We start from the raw sequence: 20,407 nt of genomic DNA, 5'->3' as shown, positions 1-20,407 counted from the left end.
CGGACGCGGCGGTGGTCGTCTCGCAGGACCAGCGGCTGGTCGCCTACGTCGTCGGCGAGGTCCCGGATCTGGCCGACGTGCTGCCGGAGTACATGATCCCCTCCCTCTACGTGCAGCTGGACGCGCTGCCGCTGACCGCCAACGGCAAACTCGACCGCCGCGCCCTGCCCGATCCCGACGAGACCGCCACCGACTCCTACATCGCCCCGCGCACCCCCACCGAGGAACGCATCGCCGGGGTCTGGAGCAAGGTGCTGGGTGTCGAGCGGGTCGGGGTCGAGGACAACTTCTTCGATCTCGGCGGGCACTCGATCAAGGCGATCGCCCTGGTCGGTGCCCTGCGCGCGGAGGGCTTCGAAGCCGCCGTGCGGGACGTCTTCCAGCACCGGACCGTCGCGGGCCTGGCCGCCACCCTCACCAGCGGCGAACCCGTCGACAGCCACCGGGCGGTGGAGCCCTTCGCCCTGATCGGCGACGAGGACCGGAACCGGCTGCCGGAAGGGATCGTGGACGCCTATCCGGTCGCCAAGATGCAGCTCGGCATGCTGGTGGAGATGCTCGCGGGCGACGGGCTGAACAAGTACCACAACACGGCGACCTTCCGGATCAACGACGGGCGACCGTTCGACGCCGAGGCCTTGCGCCGGGCGGCCCGCACCGTGGTCGAGCGGCACGAGATGCTGCGGACCTCCTTCGACCTGGAGGCCTACTCGGTGCCGCTGCAACTGGTGCACCCGGTGGCCGAGCCGCAGGTCGTCGTGCGGGATCTGCGCGGCACGGACACGGAGGGGTTCGCCGGGGCGCGGCAGGAGCACATCGCCGCCGAGCGGGCCGCGCTGTTCGACCTCGGCCGGCCACCGCTGCTGCGGTTCGCCGCGCTGGTCGAGTCGGAGGAGGCCTGGCACCTCGGCTTCACCCACTGCCACGCCATCACGGAGGGCTGGAGTCAGCAGTCGCTGCTGCGTGAGGTCCTCGACCTGTACCAGGGGTACGCGTCCGGGGCCGTGCCCGGGGCACCGGAGCCGGTGGCCGTGCGCTACGCCGACTTCGTCGCCGCCGAGCAGGAGTCCCTCGCCTCCGACGAGGACCGCGCCTACTGGCAGGGCGTCGTCGACCGGTACGCGCCGTGCCGGCTGCCGCAGGAGTGGGGGGCGGGGAACGGTGCGCCGCGGGAGGACTTCAAGCTGTCCGTGGACTTCCGCGACATCGAGCCGGCGCTGCGCGAGCTGGCCAGGTCCACCGACACGTCCTTCAAGGCGGTCCTGCTCGCCACCCACCTCAAGGTGCTCAGCACGGTCACCGGGGAGGACGCCTTCCACACCGGTGTCGTATACAGCGCGCGTCCCGAAGTGCCGGGTGCCGAGCGCGTGTTCGGGATGTACCTCAACACGTTGCCCTTCGCACACGACCGGACCGCGCGCACCTGGCGGGAGCTGGTGCGCCAGGTCTTCGACCGGGAGGCCGAGGTGTACCCGCACCGCCGGTACCCGCTGCCCGCCGTGCAGCAACTGGCGGGCGGTCGGCGCCTGTTCGACGTGATGTACCGCTACCAGGACTTCCATCAGACCGCCGGCAGCGCGGTGGACGTGCAGGCGGGCGCCGGGGACAGCTCCAACGAGTTCACGCTGTCCGTGGCCAACGTGCCGGGCCGGCTCGTGCTGCGCGCGGTCAGCACCGGGCTCGACCGGGCCAACGCGGAGCGCGTGGCCGGCATGTACCGGGCGGTGCTGGACGCGATGGCCGCCGACCCGGACGGCGACGTGGCCGCCTCGCTGCTGTCCGTGACGGAGCTGGCCCAGGTCCTGGACGACTTCAACGACACCGAGGTGGAGTGGGGATGAGACGCTACGTCCACGAGGTGATCGAGGGGCAGGCCGCGGCCACCCCCGACGCCGTCGCCGTGCAGGTGGGTGGCCTCACGGTCACGTACCGACAGCTCGACGAACAGGCCAACCGCGTCGCCCACCGGCTGCGGGAGGCCGGGGTGGGGCCCGAGTCGGTGGTCGGTGTGCTGCTGCACCGGGGCCCCGACACCCTTCCGGTGCTGCTCGGCATCTGGAAGGCGGGCGGATCCCATCTGCCGCTGGACACCGGGCTCCCCGCCGAGCGGCTGCGGTACATGCTGGACACGGCGGGGGCGCGGCTGACCGTGGCGCACGGCGGCAGCGCCGCGCTGCTCGGCTCCGCGTACCGGGGGGAGGTCCTCGACCTGGACCGGGAGCGCGTACGGATCTCGGCATGCCCCGTGACCCCGCCGGACCGGTCCGGGGACCGCGACCCGGACGATCCCGCGCGCACCCACCGGCTGGCGTACACCCTCTTCACGTCCGGCTCCACGGGCCGGCCCAAGGGCGTGCAGATCGGCCAGTACGCGCTGCTCAACCTGCTCTTCTCGATGCGGCGGTGGCACCGTTCGCAGCCGGAGCACCGCTGGCTGGCCGCCACCTCGCTCGCCTTCGACGTGTCCACCGCCGAGCTGTACCTGCCGCTGGTCACCGGTGGCCGGGTGGTGCTCGCCGACGACGCCGAGGCCCGCGACCCGGCCGCGCAGCTGCGGCTCGTCGAGCGCGCGGGGATCACCCACGTGCAGGCCACCCCGGCCGGCTGGAAGCTCCTGCTGGCCGCGGGGATGGACCGGCTGCCGGTCACCGCCGTCACCACCGGGGAGGAGTGCCCGCCCGGCCTGGCCCGTGACCTCGTGGGCCGCGTCGACCGGCTCAGCAACCTGTACGGGCCCACCGAGGCGACCGTCTGGTGCACCGGCACCGACCTGGTGCCGGACACGCCGACCGTGCCGATCGGCCGGCCGCTGCCCAACTACCGCGCCTACGTGCTCGACGCGGCGCAGCGGCCGGTGCCCGTCGGCGTGACCGGTGAGCTGTACGTGGCGGGCGCGGGGACGGCCCGCGGCTACGTGGGGCGGCCGGATCTCACCGCGGAACGGTTCCTTCCGGAGCCGTACGGCGGGCCCCCCGGCTCCCGTATGTACCGCACCGGTGACCTGGCCAGGTTCCGGGCCGACGGGCAGCTGGAGTGCCTCGGGCGCATCGACAACCAGGTCAAGATCCGTGGCTTCCGCATCGAGCTCGGCGAGATCGAGGAGGTGCTGCGCGGCGGACCGGGCGTCCGCGACGCCGCGGTCGTGGCCAGGGACGACGACCAGGGCGAGAAGTGGCTGGTGGCCTACGTGGTCGGCGCCGACGGACAGGACCCGGACCCGGCGGTGCTGCGGGACCGGCTGGCCACCACCCTGCCGCCGTACATGGTGCCCGCCGCCGTCGTTCCGCTGCCGGAGCTGCCGCTGAACCCGGCCGGCAAGGTCGACCGGGCGGCGCTGCCCGTTCCCGGCCGGGCCGCGCTCGCCGGTGACCGCGCCTACCTGGCCCCGCGCACCCCCACCGAGCGGCGCCTGGTGGAGATCTGCGCCCAGGTGCTGGGCGTGACCGACGTCGGCGTACGGGACCGGCTGCAGGACCTGGGCGCCGACTCCATGCGGATCGTGCACGTGATGGCAGCCGCGCGGCGGGCCGGGCTGGACCTGACCCTGCGGATGCTGCTGGACGGCGAGACCGTCGAGGACCTGGCGGAGGCCCTCGACGGCGCCTCGCCGAACGGGACCGGCGACGGGAACGGCCCCGGGACGGAAGGGACACCAGAGGGTGAGGAAGCGGCGATGACGTGGGTGGCACCGGTGGGCGGGTCCGCCGACCCGACCCGGACGATGGCCGCGCACCGCGTGCCGGGCGCCGCGGTCGCCCTGCTGCGGGACGGCCGGCTGGTGGGAGTGCAGGCGTACGGGGTGCGGTCCGCGGAGAGCGGGCTTCCGGTGACACTGCGCACCCGCTTCCAGGCGGGATCCGTCAGCAAGCAGGTCACCGCGTTCGCCGCGCTGCGCCTCGTCGCCCGGGGCGTACTGGACCTCGACGCGGACCTGGACCGGTACCTCGCCGGGCGGCGCGCGCCCCGCACCGCCACCGGCGCCCCCGTCACCCTGCGCCACCTGCTGTCGAACACGGCGGGTTTCTCCGGGGCCGCCCCGACCTGGTGGCGGCCCGGCGAGCCGATGCCGAAGCTCGACACCGTGCTCGACGACGTCACCGCGGAACACGAACCGGGCACCCGGTTCCGCAAGGCGGGCAGCCAGTGGGCGCTGGCCGAACGGCTCCTCACGGACGTCACCGGGCAGGACTTCGCGGACCTCGTGACGGAGCTGGTCTTCGCACCGCTCGCCATGGCGGACAGCTCCTTCACGCCACCCGGCGACGAGCACGGCACCCGCGACGACTGGGCCTCGGGGCACGACCAGCACGGCCGTCCGCTGCTCGACGGCTTCCGGGTGCGGCCGGTACGGGCCGGCAGCGGACTGTGGTCCACCGCCGCCGACATCGCCCAACTCGCCGTGGAGATCCGCCAGGCCCACCTCGGCTGCTCCGACCTGCTGCCCGCGCCGCTCGCCACGCAGATGCTCACCGAGGCGTTCCCCGGCAGCTTCTACGGTCTGGGCACGGTCGTCGACGGGTCCCTGGGGGAGCCGGAGTTCGGCCACGGCGGGCAGACCGCCGGGTTTCGGGCGCTGGTCTCGGTGCGGCTGCGCTCCGGCAGCGGCTGCGTGGTCCTGACCAACGGCGACGGCGGCAAGCACGTGCACAAGACGGTCGCCGCGTCCCTCGGCCGCGAGCTGGTCGTCGGCGACGACTGACCCGCGACGACCGGCCGGCCCCGGACGTCACCGTGCCGAACCGGTGGTGTTACCGAACGGATAACACGAGAATAGGCCTCCCGCATAGCTTCTGTTGCGAGCACGTCGTTCGTACATGCCAAACGGGGGGAGTCGCATGGACTTTCGAGTCCTCGGCCCGGTAGAGGCTCACAGGGGCGGTTTACGGATTCCGCTCTCCGGATCCAAGGTCCACACGGTACTGGCGGCCCTGCTGCTCGCCAAGGGCCGAGTGGTGTCGGACAGCAGACTCAACTTCCTGCTGTGGGGCTGGGAGCCGCCGGCCACGTCCGGAGCACAGATCTACACGTACATGTCGAGACTGCGCAAGCTCCTCGGCGACGAGGTGCGCATCGAGCGCAGGCCGCCCGGCTATCTGCTCCAGGCGCCGCACAGCGCGGTGGACCTGCTGGAGTTCGAGCGGCTGGACCGGCTCGGGCGCGCCGCGCTCGCCCAGCGCCGCCACCAAGAGGCGGGGGCGCTGCTCGCCGAGGCGCTCGGGCACTGGCGCGGCACGGCCCTCGCCAACGTCACCGAGCACCTCGCCGACGCGGAGCTGCCGCAGTTGGAGGAGGCGCGGATGCACGCCCTGGAGAGCCGTATCGAGGCCGACCTGGCGCTCGGCCGGCACGAGCAGCTCACCGCCGAACTCACCGGCCTCGTCGCCCGGCACCCGCTGCGGGAGAAGCTGCGGGCGCAACTGATGACCGCCCTGTACCGCGGTGGCCGGCAGAGCGACGCCCTGCAGAGCTACTACGAGGGCCGCACCCTGCTGGCCGACCAGCTCGGCATCGACCCGGGCGAGGCGCTCGACTCGACCTACGCGGCGGTCCTGAAGGGCGTCCAGGGGCCGGGGCCCGGAGGCGCCACCCGGCCCGCGCGGGAACCGGCGGCCGGCTTCGCCGCACCGACCACCCTGCCGCCGGACGTCGACGAGCTGATCGGCCGGGACGGTGAGACCCGGGTGCTGCGCACACAGCTGGCGGAGTCGGCCGCCGGCCGGGGCCCGCGCCATCTGCTGGTCACCGGCATGGCCGGCGTCGGCAAGACCGCCCTCGCCGTGCACGTCGCGCACGCCGCCGCCGGGGACTTCCCCGACGGCCGGCTCTTCGCCGAACTGTCCGAGACGGACGGCCGTCCCCGCCGTCCCCAGGACGTCCTCGCCCGGATCCTGCGCGACCTCGGCGAACCCCTGGGGGAGACCGACGCGGCGCCGGCCGTCCCCGGTGCGTGGGCCGACCGCAGACAGTGCGAGGACCTCGTACGGCTGCTGCGCGCCCGCACCACGGGCCGCCGTCTGCTGGTGGTGCTGGACGGCGCGGCCGAGGGGAGGCTGCTCGACCCGCTGCTGGCCGGCCTGCCGGACGTCGTGGTGCTGATCACCGGCCGCACCAGGCTCACCCAGGTCACCGGTGCGCGGACCACGGCCCTCGCGCCGCTCGGTGATCCAGCGGCGCTCGACCTGCTGGCCGCCACCACGGGCCGGGCCCGTCTGCTCGCCGAACCCGACGCGACGGACGACCTGCTCGGCTACTGCGGCGGGCTGCCGCTCGCGCTGCGCATCGTCGGGAGCCGTCTGACCGCCCGGCCGTTCTGGCCCGTGGCCCGCCTCGCCCAGCGGATGGCCGCCCCGGAGAACCGGCTGCGGGAACTCTCCCACGGCGGACTGGACGTGGCCGCCGCGCTGCTGCCGTCGCTGTACGCCCTGTCGTCGCCGGCACGGGCGGTACTGGCCCGGCTCACCTCCATCGGCACCGAACCGTTCCCCGCGCACCGGGCGGCCGGACTCCTCGGCATGACGGAGGCCACCGCGGAACGGTGGCTGGAGCAACTCGTGGACGGCGCGCTGCTCGACCTGTGCGGCGTGGACCTGAGGGGCCGGCCCCTCTACCGCTTCCACGAACTGGTGCTGCTCTTCGCCGCCGCCCAGTCCGCCCTGTCCCGCACCCACCCGAGGTCTGCGGCCGCCCGGTGAACCGACCGGACCCGGACACGACGCGGCCCTGCCCCCGAGCCGGGCTCGGGGGCAGGGCCGCGTCGCGACTCAGTGCCAGCTCTCGTCGTCGGAGCCGGTGGCCCGGGCGGCGTGCGGGTGGGTGACGCGGATGTCCATCATTCTCTTCCCCCATGTTCAGGACAATGTGAACCACACAGTAGTGCGGCGAGTTTTCCTTTGATTATCGAACGGTTTTCCGTCCCTCTTTTCCTCTCCCTGTCAGTTCGGGTCGGGAAGTTCGGCGAGAGCGGCACGGGTCCGCCTTATCCAGGCCTCCACACCGATCCGCTCGAAAATCGCCAGCGCACCCAGGAAATTGCGCCGCGCCTCAGGGGAATCGCCGCATTTCCAGCTGGCCGTGCCGAGGGCGAGTTTGATGCGGCCCTCGACGAGCGCACCGCCCGCCAGGGCGGCGGCCTCCAGGGCCTGCCGCAGCGTGGCCCGCGCCTGCTGCCACCGCCCGGAGCCCATCCGGGCCTCCCCGAGCGCCAGCAGCCCGTGCGCCAGACCCAGCATGTCCAGCTGGCCCCGCACGATGTGGATCACCCGGAGCAGGGCCTGCTCGGCCAGGTCGTACTCCCGGCGGGCCAGATGGACCCGGGCCAGCCGGTGGGTGCCCAGGGCCAGGCTGCGGGCGCCGCCCTCCCCGATCCCGATGGACACCCGCACCGACTCCTCGCTCAACCGCTGCGCGTCGTCGACGTCGTCCTGGTCGAGGCGGATCTGCGCCATGTTGTTCAGCACGTGGGCCTCCGAGGAGCGGTCGCCGACCGCCCGGAAGACGTCCAGCGCCGCCGTGCTGTACCGCATCGCGGTGTCCAGCTCGCCGCGCATCTCGTCGATCATCGCCATGTTCCGCAGCACCAGGGCCCTGCCGTGCTCCTCCCCGGCCCGCTCGTGCAGGTCCAGCGCCCGGGTGAACAGCTCGTAGGCGGTGGTGAAGTCCCGCTGGCGCATCTCCAGCGCGCCGAGGACGTGCAGCATGGCCGCCTCTCCCCGCGCGTTGTCCGCGGCGCGGGCCGCGGCCAGCGAGCGCTCCGCGCACTCGCGCCAGTCGTCGAGGTAGTTGCGGGTCTCGAAGAGGACCAGGACCGAGAGCGTCAGGTCCCAGGCGAGCTCGTCCAGGCCCGCGGCGGCCGCCCGGCCGATGACCGCGGTCAGCGAGAGCCGCTCGGCCTCCAGCCAGTCCAGCGGCCGGGCCAGCAGCACGTCGGTCAGCTCCCGCGGCAGCGGGTGCGGCACGACCGTGCCGTGGATGATGCTGAAGTCGCCGCCGAAGGACCGCCGGTGGGCCTCGGACGCGAGGAACAGGTAGGTGCGGAAGACGCGGTCCAGGACGGCGCGCCGCTCCTCGGCGCTCTCCTCCTCGGCCCGCTCCCGGGCGAACAGCCGCAGCAGGTTCTGGAAACGGTAGCGGGTGTGTCCGGACGCGTCCTGGCCGACCACGTCGAGGAACTGCGCGTCGACGAGTTCCTCGATGAGACGGTCCCCCGTGTAGAGGTCGGTGCCGAGCAGGGCGGCGGCCACCCAGGAGGAGAAGTCCGGCACGTCCAGCAGCCCGAGTCTTCGGTAGAGCCGCGCGGCCTCGGGGGCCAGCCCCCGGTACGTCAGCGCGAAGCTGGCCCTGACCTGCGACTCGCCCTGGCTGAGCTCGTCCAGCCGGAGCCGCTCGTCGCTGAGCCTGCGCACCAGGTGCTCCACCGTCCAGTGCGGCTTCGAGGCGAGCCGGGCCCCGGCGATGCGCAGCGCCAGCGGCAGCAGGTCGCACAGCTCGGCCAGGGTGACGGCGGCGCCCGGTGCCTGGGCGATGCGCTCCTCGCCCACGATGCCGCCCAGCAGCTCCACCGCCTCGTAGGAGGAGAGCGGCCCGAGCCGCACCCAGGCCCGGGGCGGCCAGGCCACCAGCTCCGGGATCTGCTCGCGTCCCGTGACGAGCACGCAGCAGCCGCCGCCGCTCGGCAGCAGCGGGCGCACCTGCGCGTAGCTGCGGACGTTGTCCAGGACGACGAGCACCCGCCGGTCGGCGAGCAGGCTCCGGTAGAGCGCGGCCCGCTCCTCCGGCTCCGCGGGTATCTGGGCGGCGGGCACGGACAGGGACCGCAGGAAGCGGCCGAGGACCTCGTCGGCGCCGGTCGGCTCCAGGTGCTCGTCGTAGCCGTGCAGGTCGGCGAAGAGCTGGCCGTCGGGAAAGAACTCCGCGACGCTGTGCGCCCAGTGGATCGCCAGGCCCGTCTTGCCGACTCCGGCGACGCCGGTGATCAGACCGGTGGCCGGGCCCCGGACGACGCCGTTCGTGTCGAGCAGCTCGCCCAGCAGGGCCAGCTCCTCCTTGCGGCCGGCCAGTCTCGGTACGTCCGGCGGCAGCTCCAGCGGGTCGCCGGGGTTCGGCCGGGGCACCGGCTCGCCGTCCGGGTCGTGCACCGACAGCGACCGCTCGTCCTGCAGGATGGCGTCGCGCAGGTCGGTCAGGGCGGGGCCCGGCTCGATGCCGAGCTCCTCCATGAGCCACCGCCGTCCCTCCTGGAAGGTCTCCAGCGCCTCGGCCCGCCGGCCGGAACGGTACTGCGCGGTGATCAGCTGGTGGCGGGCGCGCTCCCGCAGCGGATGGCTGCGGACCATCGCCGCCAGGTCGGGCAGGACCCGCTGGTGGTCGCCGAGCTGCAGCCGTACGGCGGTGGCGTCCTCGAAGGTGTTGAGCCGCAGCTCCTCCAGTCGCTGCGCCTCGTCCTCCACGCGCAGGCCCATGACACCGGCCAGCGGGCGGCCGCGCCACAGCCGCAGCGCGTCCGCGTAGGCGCGGGACGCCTCCGGCAGCCGCTCGTCGCGCACCGCCGCCTCGGCCCTGGCGACCAGCTCGGTGAACTCGGCCGTGTCCAGTGCGTGCCGGCCCGGCCGCAGGAGGTACCCGGGGTGCGTCGTGACGATGACCTCCTCGGTGCAGCCCGCGTTCTTGAACGCCTTGCGCAGCGCCGCGATGCAGATGGAGACCTGGGTGCGCGCCGTCGCGGGCGGGCGCTCGTTCCACACCGAGTCGATCAGGGAGTCGACCGGGACGACACGGCCGGGGCTGAGGAGCAGCAAAGCGAGAATCGTGCGGTGCCGTGGCCCCCCCAAAGGCACCTGGGCATCTCCGAAACGTACTTCGAGTGGCCCCAGCATCCGGAATTCCAGCCGCTTCCCCATGCTCCCCTTGATCCCCGTGCTTCGCGGACAGGTGGAAGCGGTATCCCCGTTGCCACCCGAATACCGACGGCTTGTCCTTGAACCCACGATACGACGGAGGCAGAAGCTACTGTGCAGTAGGCAAGCTCTAACCGGCAGTAACAAAAGGGAGTTGAGGCAAAACGCGTCCGCTTCGGACGTCCGGTGGATGAAGATGAGTACTGCTCATTTTTCCAGTGGTGATTTCCGGCCACGCAAAATTGGCCCGATGGTCACCCGGCGGCCACGCCCACTGCCGTGGCACACGGGCGGGCCCCGGGGCGTGCGCGAAGATGGGGGCATGCCCAATCGACTCGCGCAGGCAACGTCCCCGTACCTCCTCCAGCATGCGGACAACCCCGTCGACTGGTGGCCCTGGGAGCCGCAGGCGTTCGAGGAGGCCCGGCGGCGCGACGTCCCCGTCCTCCTGAGCGTCGGCTACAGCGCCTGCCACTGGTGCCACGTGATGGCGCACGAGTCGTTCGAGGACGGGCCGACCGCCGAGTTCCTCAACGCGCACTTCGTCAGCGTCAAGGTCGACCGCGAGGAGCGCCCCGACGTCGACGCCGTGTACATGGAGGCGGTGCAGGCGGCGACCGGGCACGGCGGCTGGCCCATGACCGTCTTCCTCACGCCGGACGCGGAGCCCTTCTACTTCGGCACGTACTACCCGCCCGAGCCCCGTCACGGCATGCCGTCCTTCCGGCAGGTGCTCCAGGGCGTCCAGCAGGCCTGGACGGACCGGCGGGAGGAGGTCACCGACGTCGCGGGCAAGATCGTGCGCGACCTCGCCGGGCGGGAGATCTCCTACGGCGACCGGCAGGCGCCCGGCGAGGCGGAGCTCGGGCAGGCGCTGCTCGGGCTGACCCGGGAGTACGACGCGCAGCGCGGCGGATTCGGCGGGGCGCCGAAGTTCCCGCCGTCCATGGTGATCGAGTTCCTGCTGCGCCACCACGCCCGCACCGGCGCCGAGGGCGCGCTCCAGATGGCGCGGGACACCTGCGAGCGCATGGCGCGCGGCGGGATCTACGACCAGCTCGGCGGCGGCTTCGCCCGGTACTCCGTGGACCGCGAGTGGGTCGTGCCCCACTTCGAGAAGATGCTCTACGACAACGCCCTGCTGTGCCGGGTCTACGCCCACCTGTGGCGGGCCACCGGCTCCGGCCTCGCCCGCCGGGTCGCGCTGGAGACCGCCGACTTCATGGTCCGTGAACTGCGCACCGCCGAGGGCGGTTTCGCCTCCGCGCTGGACGCGGACAGCGACGACGGAACGGGCCGGCACGTCGAGGGCGCCTACTACGTGTGGACGCCCGCGCAGCTCGCCGAGGTCCTCGGGGAGGACGACGCCGCGCTCGCCGCCCAGTACTTCGGCGTGACCGAGGAGGGCACCTTCGAGCACGGTTCCTCCGTGCTGCAGCTCCCCCAGCAGGAAGGCGTCTTCGACGCGGAGCGGATCGCCTCGGTCAGGCAGCGGCTGCTGGCCGCGCGGGACGGGCGTTTTGCCCCCGGCCGCGACGACAAGGTGGTCGCCGCCTGGAACGGCCTGGCGATCGCCGCGCTCGCCGAGACCGGCGCCTACTTCGAACGCCCCGACCTGGTCGAGGCCGCCGTGGCCGCCGCCGACCTGCTGGTGCGGCTGCACCTCGACGAGCAGGCCCGGCTCTTCCGCACCAGCAAGGACGGCCGTGCGGGCGCCAACGCCGGGGTGCTGGAGGACTACGCCGACGTGGCGGAGGGCTTCCTCGCGCTGGCCTCCGTGACCGGGGAGGGGGTCTGGCTGGACTTCGCCGGGCTGCTGCTCGACCACGTCCTGGCCCGCTTCACCGACGACTCCGGCTCCCTCTACGACACCGCCGCCGACGCCGAGAAGCTGATCCGCCGTCCGCAGGACCCGACCGACAACGCCACCCCGTCCGGCTGGAGCGCCGCCGCGGGCGCCCTGCTGTCCTACGCCGCCCACACCGGCTCCGAGCCCCACCGCAGCGCGGCCGAGCACGCCCTCGGCGTGGTGAAGGCGCTCGGTCCGCGCGTCCCGCGCTTCATCGGCTGGGGCCTCGCCGTCGCCGAGGCCCTGCTCGACGGGCCCCGCGAGGTCGCCGTCGTCGGGCCGGACACGGGCGACGACGCCACCCGGGGCCTGCACCGCACGGCGCTGCTGGGGACGGCGCCGGGCGCGGTGGTCGCCGTCGGCACCGAGGGCAGCGACGAGTTCCCGCTGCTCGCCGGCCGCCCGCTGGTGGGCGGTGCGCCGGCCGCGTACGTCTGCCGCGGCTTCACCTGTGACGCGCCGACGACCGATCCCGAGCGCCTGCGGGCGGCGTTGAGCGGCTGAGACGACGCGAACGGAACCCACCGCGACGGGACCGGCGGGCGAACCGTCCAGAATCGGCCATCTGTGTGAGGAAACACGCTCTTCACCGAAACAGCCGATGTGTTTCACGGAAGACCCCTAGCCTCTTCACCTGACGCGGCGGACACCTGATCCGGGTGGTCCGTCGCGACAGGGGGATTTTCGAAGATCTGGGGGGATCTTTCCTTGCTGACGTCCGTTCTCGTCGCCGCCGTCTCACTGGCGCTCTTCTGGATGGCGGCGTTCACGCTGTGGTGGCAGATGCACGCCTGGCGCACGCCCGAGGTGCTCGCCTCCACCCGGTTCAGCAGACCCGACGGCGACGAGCACGTGTCGTTCTCGCTGCTGCTGCCCGCACGGCACGAACAGGCCGTGCTGGACCACACCGTCCAGCGGCTGCTGACCTCGACGCACACCGACTTCGAGATCATCGTGATCGTCGGCCACGACGACCCGGAGACCACCGCGGTCGCCGAGCGGGCCGCCGGCCGCGACCCGCGGGTCCGGGTCGTCGTCGACACCCACGAGAGGAAGAACAAGCCGAAGGCCATGAACACGGCGCTGCCGCACTGCCGCGGCGACGTCGTCGGGGTCTTCGACGCCGAGGACCAGGTCCATCCCGAGCTGCTCGCCCACGTCGACCACGCCTTCCGCACCACCGGCGCCGACGTCGTCCAGGGGGGCGTCCAGCTGATCAACTTCCACTCCAGCTGGTACAGCCTGCGCAACTGCCTGGAGTACTTCTTCTGGTTCCGCTCCCGGCTGCACCTGCACGCGCAGAAGGGGTTCATCCCGCTCGGCGGCAACACCGTCTTCGTGCGCACGGACGTGCTCCGCGGGGCCGGCGGCTGGGACCCCGACTGCCTGGCCGAGGACTGCGACCTCGGCGTCCGGCTCTCCAGCACCGGCAAGAAGGTCGTCGTCGCCTACGACTCCGACATGGTCACCCGGGAGGAGACCCCGGGCACGCTGATGTCGCTGCTCAAACAGCGCACCCGCTGGAACCAGGGATTCCTCCAGGTGTACCGGAAGAAGGACTGGAGGCAACTGCCCACCTTCGCCCAGCGGCTGCTGGCCCGCTACACCCTGATGACGCCGTTCCTCCAGGCCTTCACCGGCGTGATCATCCCGTTGAACGCGGCCGTCGCGCTCTTCCTGGACGTGCCCGTCGGCATCGCCTTCGTCACCTTCCTGCCGGCCGTCACGGCCCTCGTCACCTTCGTCTTCGAGGTCGTCGGCCTGCACGACTTCGGCAAGCAGTACGGACTCCGCGTCCGCTTCACCCACTACCTGAAGCTGATCGCCGGCGGCCCCTTCTACCAGGTCCTGCTCGCCGGGGCCGCCGTCCGCGCCGTCTGGCGCGAGCAGCGCGGCCGCAACGACTGGGAGCTGACCAGCCATGTCGGCGCCCACCTCGCGCCCGTGGACCGAGAGGACGTTCCCGCGTGACCTCCACCCTCCCCGCGGCGACCGGCACCACGGTCCCCGCGCAACGCCGTCCTGCCCACGACACCGGCGCGGCCCCGCACGGCACCGCGTCACCGGGCCGGCTCCGCTCCTCGCGCCCCGACCTCCTGCTGTGCGGCACGCTGCTGTTGGCGATCATGGTCGTGCAGGGCTGGAACATCTCCGACTACCCGGCCCTCAGCGACGACGAGGGCACCTACCTCGCCCAGGCCTGGGCCGTCCAGCAGGGCGAGGGCCTCGCCCACTACACCTACTGGTACGACCACCCGCCGCTCGGCTGGATCCAGATAGCCCTGCTGACCTGGACACCCTCGCTGATCAGCCCCGAGTCGATGACCGTGGGCACCATGCGCGCGGTGATGCTCCTGGTCGCCGCCGTCTCCGCGGTCCTCGTGTACGTCATCGCCCGCCGGCTCTCCCTGCCCCGCTGGGCCGCCGGGCTCGCCATGGCCCTGTTCGGGCTCTCCCCGCTGTCGGTCGTGCTCCAGCGGGAGATCTTCCTCGACAACCTCGCGGTGACGTGGACCCTGCTGGCCTTCGCGCTGGCCGCCTCCCCGAGCCGCCACCTGTGGCACCACTTCGGCGCGGGCGTCGCCGCCGCCACGGCCGTGCTCACCAAGGAGACGATGCTCGTCGTCCTGCCCGCCCTGCTGGTCACCATGTGGCGCCACAGCCACCCCGACACCCGCAAGTTCGCGCTGACCGGCGCCGTCACGGCCTGCGCGCTCATCGGCTTCTCCTACCCCCTGTTCGCCCTGCTGAAGGGCGAGCTGCTGCCGGGCGGCGGGCACGTCTCCCTGTGGGACGGCGTCGTCTACCAGATGACCAGGCCCGGTTCCGGCTTCGTCCTCGACCAGGGCTCCGGCTCCTGGGGCGTCCTGCAGTCCTGGCTGTACTACGACCGCGTGCTGCCCCTCGGCGGGCTCGCCGGCGCGCTGCTGCTGCTGGCCACCTGGCGCTGGTCGGTCACCGCACGGGCCCTGGCCGGTCCGGCCCTGACGGTGGCGGTCCTCGCCGCCCTCGCCCTGCGCCCGAACGGCTACCTGCCCGCCATGTACGTCATCCAGGCCCTGCCCTTCCTCGCCCTGGTCCTGGCCGGCGGCGCGGCGAGCGTCGCCCACGCCGTGCTGCGCAGACGGCGCGCCGAGTCCGAGGGACGGGGCGTCACCGCGGGCCGGTACGCCCTCGTCGGCGTGCTGGCGCTCGCCGCCGGCGCCCACGTCGTACCCCGCTGGTACGACGGCGACCGCACCGCCGTCACCGCCGACGCCAACGCCCCCTACGAGGCCGCCGCCGACTGGCTGGCCGAGGAGGTGGCCGACCCCGCCGGCACCCGGGTCCTCGTCGACGACGCGCTCTGGCTGGACCTGGTGCACGCCGGGTACCGGCCCGGGCTCGGCGCCATCTGGTTCTACAAGGCGGACCTCGACCCGGCGGTGACCAGGACGATGCCGCGCGGCTGGCGCGACCTCGACTACGTGGTCGCCTCCCCGACGGTGCGGCGCGACGCGGCCGACCTGCCCAATGTCCGGGCCGCCATGAACCACTCCACCCCGGTCGCCGTCTTCGGTGCCGGCGCGGACCGCGTCGAGATCCGCCGTGTCCAGCCTTCCGGAGCCGCCCGATGAGCCACGAGTCCACCGTCCCCGGCGAGCTGGGCCGTCCGGCCGTACGCCCCGCGGCCGCGGAGGTGCCCGAGCCGGGCGCCGTCACCATCGTCGTACCGACCTTCAACGAGTCGGCCAACGTACGGCAGTTGCTGCACCGCATCACCGAGTCGGTGCCGGCCCGGCTGCCCTGCGAGGTCGTCTTCGTGGACGACTCCACCGACGACACCCCGGACGTCGTCCGGGAGGCGGCCCTGGACTGCCCGTTCCCGGTCACCGTCCTGCACCGGGACGAGCCGGCCGGCGGGCTCGGCGGCGCGGTCGTCGAGGGCCTGAAGGCGGCCGGGTCGGACTGGATCGTCGTCATGGACGGCGACTGCCAGCATCCGCCGTCCCTGGTCCCCGAGCTGGTCGCCACCGGCGAGCGGACGGGCGCCGGGCTCGTCGTCGCCTCGCGGTACACCGAGGGCGGCAGCCGCGCCGGACTCGCGGGCAGCTACCGGGTGGCCGTCTCGCGCGCGGCGACCTGGCTGACCAAGGCCCTCTTCCCGCGCCGGCTGCGCGGCATCAGCGACCCGATGAGCGGCTTCTTCGCCATCCGCCGCAGCGAGGTCACCGCGGACGTCCTCCAGCCGCTCGGCTACAAGATCCTCCTCGAACTCGCCGTCCGCAGCCGCCCCCACGCGGTGGCCGAGGTGCCGTTCGTCTTCGCGGAGCGGTTCGCGGGCGAGTCCAAGTCCACCGCGCGGGAGGGGCTGCGCTTCCTGCGCCACCTGGCCGGGCTGCGCACCGCCTCGGCGCCGGCCCGCATGGTCGTGTTCGGGCTGATCGGGCTGAGCGGCTTCGTGCCCAACCTGGCCGCCCTGTGGGCGCTGACCGCGGCGGGGCTGCACTACCTGCCCTCCGAGATCCTCGCCAACCAGTTCGGGGTGGCCTGGAACCTCCTCCTCCTGGAGCGGCTGCTCTTCCGCGACCGGCGCCGGCACCGGCACTGGGCCGACCGGACGCTGCGGTTCGCGCTGATCGCCAACGCCGACCTGGTGCTGCGCATCCCGCTGATCGCCCTGCTCGTCGGGCAGTTCGGGCTGGCCGTGCTGCCCGCCACCGCACTGGCCCTCGTCATCACCTTCGTCCTGCGCTTCGCCGGGACGGAGGCGCTCGTGTACCTCCCGCGCCGGCGCCGTACGTCAAGGAGAGACGCATGAGAAGGCCCCCGGGGCCCCGCAGGAGAACCTCCGCCCTCCTGGCGGTGTCCGCCCTCACCGGCGGCCTCCTGCTCACCGCCCCCCAGCCCGCCTCGGCCGCCAACCTGGTCGAGAACCCCGGCTTCGAGACCGCCGGCACCGGCGACATGCCGTACTGCTGGGAGAAGTCCGGCTGGGGCGACAACGACTTCTCCTTCACCACCACCGCCGACGCGCACACCGGCTCCAAGGCGATGAAGGTCGAGCTGACCCGCCGGGCGGACGGCGACCGCAAGGCCCTGATCACCGAGTCCGCCGAGTGCGCGCCCGTGGTGACGGCGGGCAGGCAGTACGACCTGTCGCTCTGGTACCGGACCACCACCCCGGACGCCTCCCTCACCCTCTTCCGGCACGACGCCACCGCGGGCTGGCAGTACTGGACCGACCTCAAGACCCTCGCCACGGCCGCCGACTGGACCGAGGCGAGCGTCCGCACGCCCGAGGTCCCGGCCGGCACCGACCGCATCAGCTGGGGCGTCTCCGTCTACGGCACCGGCTCCGCGACGACCGACGACTACACGATGGAGCAGGTCGCCGACCCGGTCCCGGACCCGGAGTGCATGGGCACCGCGAAGGAGTGCGCCGACGGCCGCTGGGACGTGCTGCCCACCCGGAACCCGGTCCGCTCCATGCACTCCGTCGTCCTCCGCAACGGCAAGGTGCTGCTGATCGCCGGCTCCGGCAACGACCCGGAGATGTTCGAGGCCGGCACCTTCACCTCGGCCGTGTACGACCCGCAGACCGGTGAGTACCGGACGGTCCCGACGCCCAAGGACATGTTCTGCGCCGGGCACGTCCAGCTCCAGGACGGCCGCGTCCTCGTCATGAGCGGCAACGCCGGCTACCCGTCGGCGGACGGCACCATCGGCTACCAGGGCTTCAAGGACTCGTACGTCTTCGACCCGGAGACCGAGACCTACACGAAGACCAACGACATGAACGACGGCCACTGGTACCCGTCGGCGACGGTCCTCGGCAACGGCGACGTCATCTCCTTCGGCGGGCTGCGCGAGGACTCCACCGGGTCGGTGACGGCCGAGCGGTGGTCGGACGCGCAGCAGAAGTGGCTGCCGGCCTGGCAGGTCAACCAGACCTGGTCGTACTGGGGCCTGTACCCGTCGATGATCCTGATGCAGGACGGCCGCCTCTTCTACTCCGGCAGCCACGTCTTCGGCGACAACATCCCCGGCACCGGCGCGGCGATCTACGACTACGACGCCAACACCGTCACCCAGGTGCCGGGCCTCCAGGACAAGGACGTGCGGGACCAGTCGGCCAGCGTGCTGCTGCCGCCGGCGCAGGACCAGAAGGTGCTGACCATCGGCGGCGGCAACATCGACTCCAACCCGGACGCGAACCGCCTGACCGACATCATCGACCTCAAGCGGCCCGACCCCGCCTACGTCGCCGGGCCCCCGCTCCCGCAGGGCACGGTCGACCTCGGCGACGGACCGGTGCCGCAGACCGGCAACCAGGGCAAGATGTACGTCTCCGCCGTGCTGCTGCCCGACGGCAAGGTGCTGGAGACCGGCGGCGCGCTGCACAACCGGGCGAACCCGGTCTTCGAGTCGTCGCTCTTCGACCCGGCGACGGAGACCTTCGACCCGGTGGCCGCCGACCCGGAGGCCCGCGGCTACCACTCGTCGTCGTTCCTGCTGCCCGACGGCCGGGTGATGTCCACCGGCGACAACCCGGGCAACGGCTCCTGGAACCACGACGTGTCGGTCTACACGCCCCCGTACCTGTTCAAGGGCGAGCGGCCCGTGATCACCTCGGTGATCGACACCGAGTGGACCTACGGCGACACCCAGCGGATCACCGTCGACCGGCCCGTCGCCAAGGCCGAGCTGATCCGCCCGGCCGCCGTCACCCACTCCTCCGACCCGAACCAGCGGTTCGTGGACCTGCCGCTGTCCGTGGACGGGAACAACGTCGACCTGAACGTGACGAGCAACCCCGACCTGGCCCCGCCCGGCTGGTACATGCTCTTCGCGGTCGACGCGAACGGCGTGCCCTCGGTGGCGAAGTGGGTGCACCTCCAGGGCCCCGCGGCCCTCGCCGCGAAGGACGCCTCCGCGCACGTCCACTCCTTCGCCGACGCCCCGCGGGGCAAGGCCACCGGCCCCGGCCGGAAGCGCGCCTCGCAGCCGGTCGGCCCCGCCGTCTCCGGCTGCGACCGGCACTACGGCTCCGCCGGCGTCTGCGTGCCGACCGTCTTCCCGGCCGAGGCGGGGAGGACGACGGCCGCCCGCTGCGCCTGGCTGGCCCGCAACGGCTACGGCCGCCTGGAGGTCAACGGCGGGGACGACCCGCTGCGCCTGGACCCCGACCGCGACGGCGTCGCCTGCGGCAGGGGGGACGTGCGGACGAAGCGCTAGGGCTCCCGCCCGTTCTCCGCGAGGGCGCGCTCCACGATGGCCTCCAGCTGTTCGTGGTGCGCGCCCTTCCAGTACGCGCGCCCGCACGCGGTGCACTGCGCGAAGACGTCGTAGGACCGCTGGGTGCCGCCCTCGAGCTGGTCCGCCACCTCCTCCTTGGAGGCTTCCTTCAGCAGGCCGTTGCAGGCGGTGCACCGGGTCCAGGGCCGCAGCTCGGGCCGGAAGCGCTCCAGGACCTCCCGGAGCTGTTCCTCGGGGCGGGTGCTGTAGACGTAGGCGCCGGACCACAGCTCGCGGCGGCGCAGCAGGCCCCGGTCGCGGCTGAGCATGACCCGTTTCTCGGCCGCCGACAGCGCGGCGAGCGCCGGGTCGCCGAGGTCCGTCGACTCGTAGGCCGCGTCCACGCCGAGCAGCCGCAGCCGGCGGGCGAGGGTGCCGAGGTGCACGTCGAGCAGGAAGCGCAGGGGAGCGCCCGGGACCCGCTGGGGGTGCTCGACGGGCCGCACGGTCACCGACTCGCCGCCGGTGGGGACGTGTCCGGGCGGCACCTCGCGGCCGTCCACGAGGAGCGCGCCGACCTCGGTCAGGGGGACACCGAGGGACTCGACGACGTGGCCGAGGGTGGAGACGCCGTCGGTGGCGGCGCGGGTGGCGCCGGTGGGGCGGGCACGGGGGACGAACAGGCGTAGTCCGGGGGCGAATTCGACGTGGATCTCGGGACCGTTCACCTGATCAGGATGGCACGCCGGAGTCCGGCGCCCTCAGGCTTCCGCGGGAACCGGCAGGCCGTGCTCCAGGACGTCCAGGGCGCGCTCGACCAGGTCGGCCAGGTCCTCCTCGTGGCCGTGCTCGGCCCAGTACCGCGAGACCTCCATCAGACCGGCGACCAGGGACATCGACAGGACCCGCGTCTCCAGACCGTCGGGGTCGAGACCGGTGCGGTCGGCGACGGCGCGGCCGAGCAGACGGCCGGTGACCGACATGCCCTCCAGCATCCGGGAGCGCACCGCGGGCACCTCGGACATCAGCCGGGTGCGCAGCCGGACCGCTTCGGGCTCGGCCTCGACGCCCCGGCCGATCACCGTGCGCATCACGTACCGGACGGACTTCGGCCACGGCTCGTCCGCGGGCCGCGCCCGGAACTCCTCCAGCACGACCGGGTCGTACGCGTCCGTGAGGACGATGTCCTCCTTGACCGGGAAGTAGCGGAAGACGGTGGACGGCGACACCTCGGCGCGGTCGGCTATCTGCTCGACCGTGGTCGTGTCGTAGCCCTGTTCCCGGATCAGCCCGTAGGTCGCGGCGCGGATCGCCTCGCGGGTCCTGGCCTTCTTGCGTTCCCGCAGGCCGGGCCGCGGCCGGCCTGCGGGGGAGAGGGCGGACCGGGAGGAGGGGGAGGGCGGGGAGGGTGGTGCGGCCGTCATGCGGACCATTGTCGGACACCGCC

General features: G+C 73.1%; 11 protein-coding genes. 8 read left to right on the top strand and 3 right to left on the bottom strand.

Features of this window, described 5'->3' with window-relative positions:
• The 3 genes from ACZ4V6_RS14220 to ACZ4V6_RS14210 all read left to right on the top strand — a co-directional run.
• A partial coding sequence (locus ACZ4V6_RS14220; RefSeq protein ID WP_467826480.1) for a condensation domain-containing protein occupies nt 1-1,841 on the top strand: 1,841 nt, incomplete at its 5' end.
• On the top strand, nt 1,838-4,699 hold the full coding sequence (locus ACZ4V6_RS14215; protein WP_467826478.1) for a non-ribosomal peptide synthetase: 2,862 nt from the start codon (nt 1,838-1,840) through the stop codon (nt 4,697-4,699). The genes ACZ4V6_RS14220 and ACZ4V6_RS14215, both read left to right, overlap by 4 nt.
• A gap of 136 nt (nt 4,700-4,835) precedes the next feature.
• Nucleotides 4,836-6,692, top strand: a complete 1,857-nt coding sequence (locus ACZ4V6_RS14210) for an AfsR/SARP family transcriptional regulator (protein WP_467826476.1) — start codon at nt 4,836-4,838, stop codon at nt 6,690-6,692.
• 240 nt (nt 6,693-6,932) lie between these two features.
• Here the strand turns inward: ACZ4V6_RS14210 and ACZ4V6_RS14205 are convergent, their stop codons facing one another.
• On the bottom strand, nt 6,933-9,872 hold the full coding sequence (locus ACZ4V6_RS14205; RefSeq protein WP_467826499.1) for an AfsR/SARP family transcriptional regulator: 2,940 nt from the start codon (nt 9,870-9,872) through the stop codon (nt 6,933-6,935).
• Nucleotides 9,873-10,215: 343 nt separating this feature from the next.
• On the opposite strand from ACZ4V6_RS14205, the gene ACZ4V6_RS14200 reads away from it, so the two are divergent.
• From ACZ4V6_RS14200 to ACZ4V6_RS14180, 5 genes are all read left to right on the top strand, one after another.
• The gene (locus tag ACZ4V6_RS14200) at nt 10,216-12,246 is read left to right on the top strand and encodes a thioredoxin domain-containing protein (RefSeq protein WP_467826474.1); all 2,031 of its coding nucleotides are present in this window, start codon (nt 10,216-10,218) and stop codon (nt 12,244-12,246) included.
• A gap of 204 nt (nt 12,247-12,450) precedes the next feature.
• Nucleotides 12,451-13,713, top strand: coding sequence for a glycosyltransferase (locus ACZ4V6_RS14195; protein WP_467826473.1), 1,263 nt, complete (start codon nt 12,451-12,453; stop codon nt 13,711-13,713).
• Nucleotides 13,710-15,359: a phospholipid carrier-dependent glycosyltransferase gene (locus tag ACZ4V6_RS14190; RefSeq protein WP_467826471.1), complete on the top strand. Its 1,650-nt coding sequence runs from the start codon at nt 13,710-13,712 to the stop codon at nt 15,357-15,359. The genes ACZ4V6_RS14195 and ACZ4V6_RS14190 overlap by 4 nt, the downstream gene beginning before the upstream one ends.
• Nucleotides 15,356-16,543, top strand: a complete 1,188-nt coding sequence (locus ACZ4V6_RS14185; RefSeq protein ID WP_467826469.1) for a polyprenol monophosphomannose synthase — start codon at nt 15,356-15,358, stop codon at nt 16,541-16,543. The genes ACZ4V6_RS14190 and ACZ4V6_RS14185 overlap by 4 nt, the downstream gene beginning before the upstream one ends.
• On the top strand, nt 16,540-18,960 hold the full coding sequence (locus tag ACZ4V6_RS14180) for a galactose oxidase-like domain-containing protein (protein ID WP_467826467.1): 2,421 nt from the start codon (nt 16,540-16,542) through the stop codon (nt 18,958-18,960). The genes ACZ4V6_RS14185 and ACZ4V6_RS14180 overlap by 4 nt, the downstream gene beginning before the upstream one ends.
• Here ACZ4V6_RS14180 and ACZ4V6_RS14175 read toward each other — a convergent pair.
• The gene (locus ACZ4V6_RS14175) at nt 18,957-19,688 is read right to left on the bottom strand and encodes a Mut7-C RNAse domain-containing protein (protein ID WP_467826464.1); all 732 of its coding nucleotides are present in this window, start codon (nt 19,686-19,688) and stop codon (nt 18,957-18,959) included. The genes ACZ4V6_RS14180 and ACZ4V6_RS14175 overlap by 4 nt on opposite strands.
• A gap of 33 nt (nt 19,689-19,721) precedes the next feature.
• Entirely contained in the window at nt 19,722-20,393 is a 672-nt protein-coding gene (locus tag ACZ4V6_RS14170; RefSeq protein ID WP_467826462.1) for a TetR/AcrR family transcriptional regulator, read from the bottom strand.
• Between the last annotated feature and the right edge of the window lie 14 nt (nt 20,394-20,407).

This window comes from Streptomyces sp. NPDC029152 (assembly GCF_055564355.1).
Note: the sequence above shows the minus strand (reverse complement) of the source record. Positions and strands in the feature narration are given on the sequence as shown.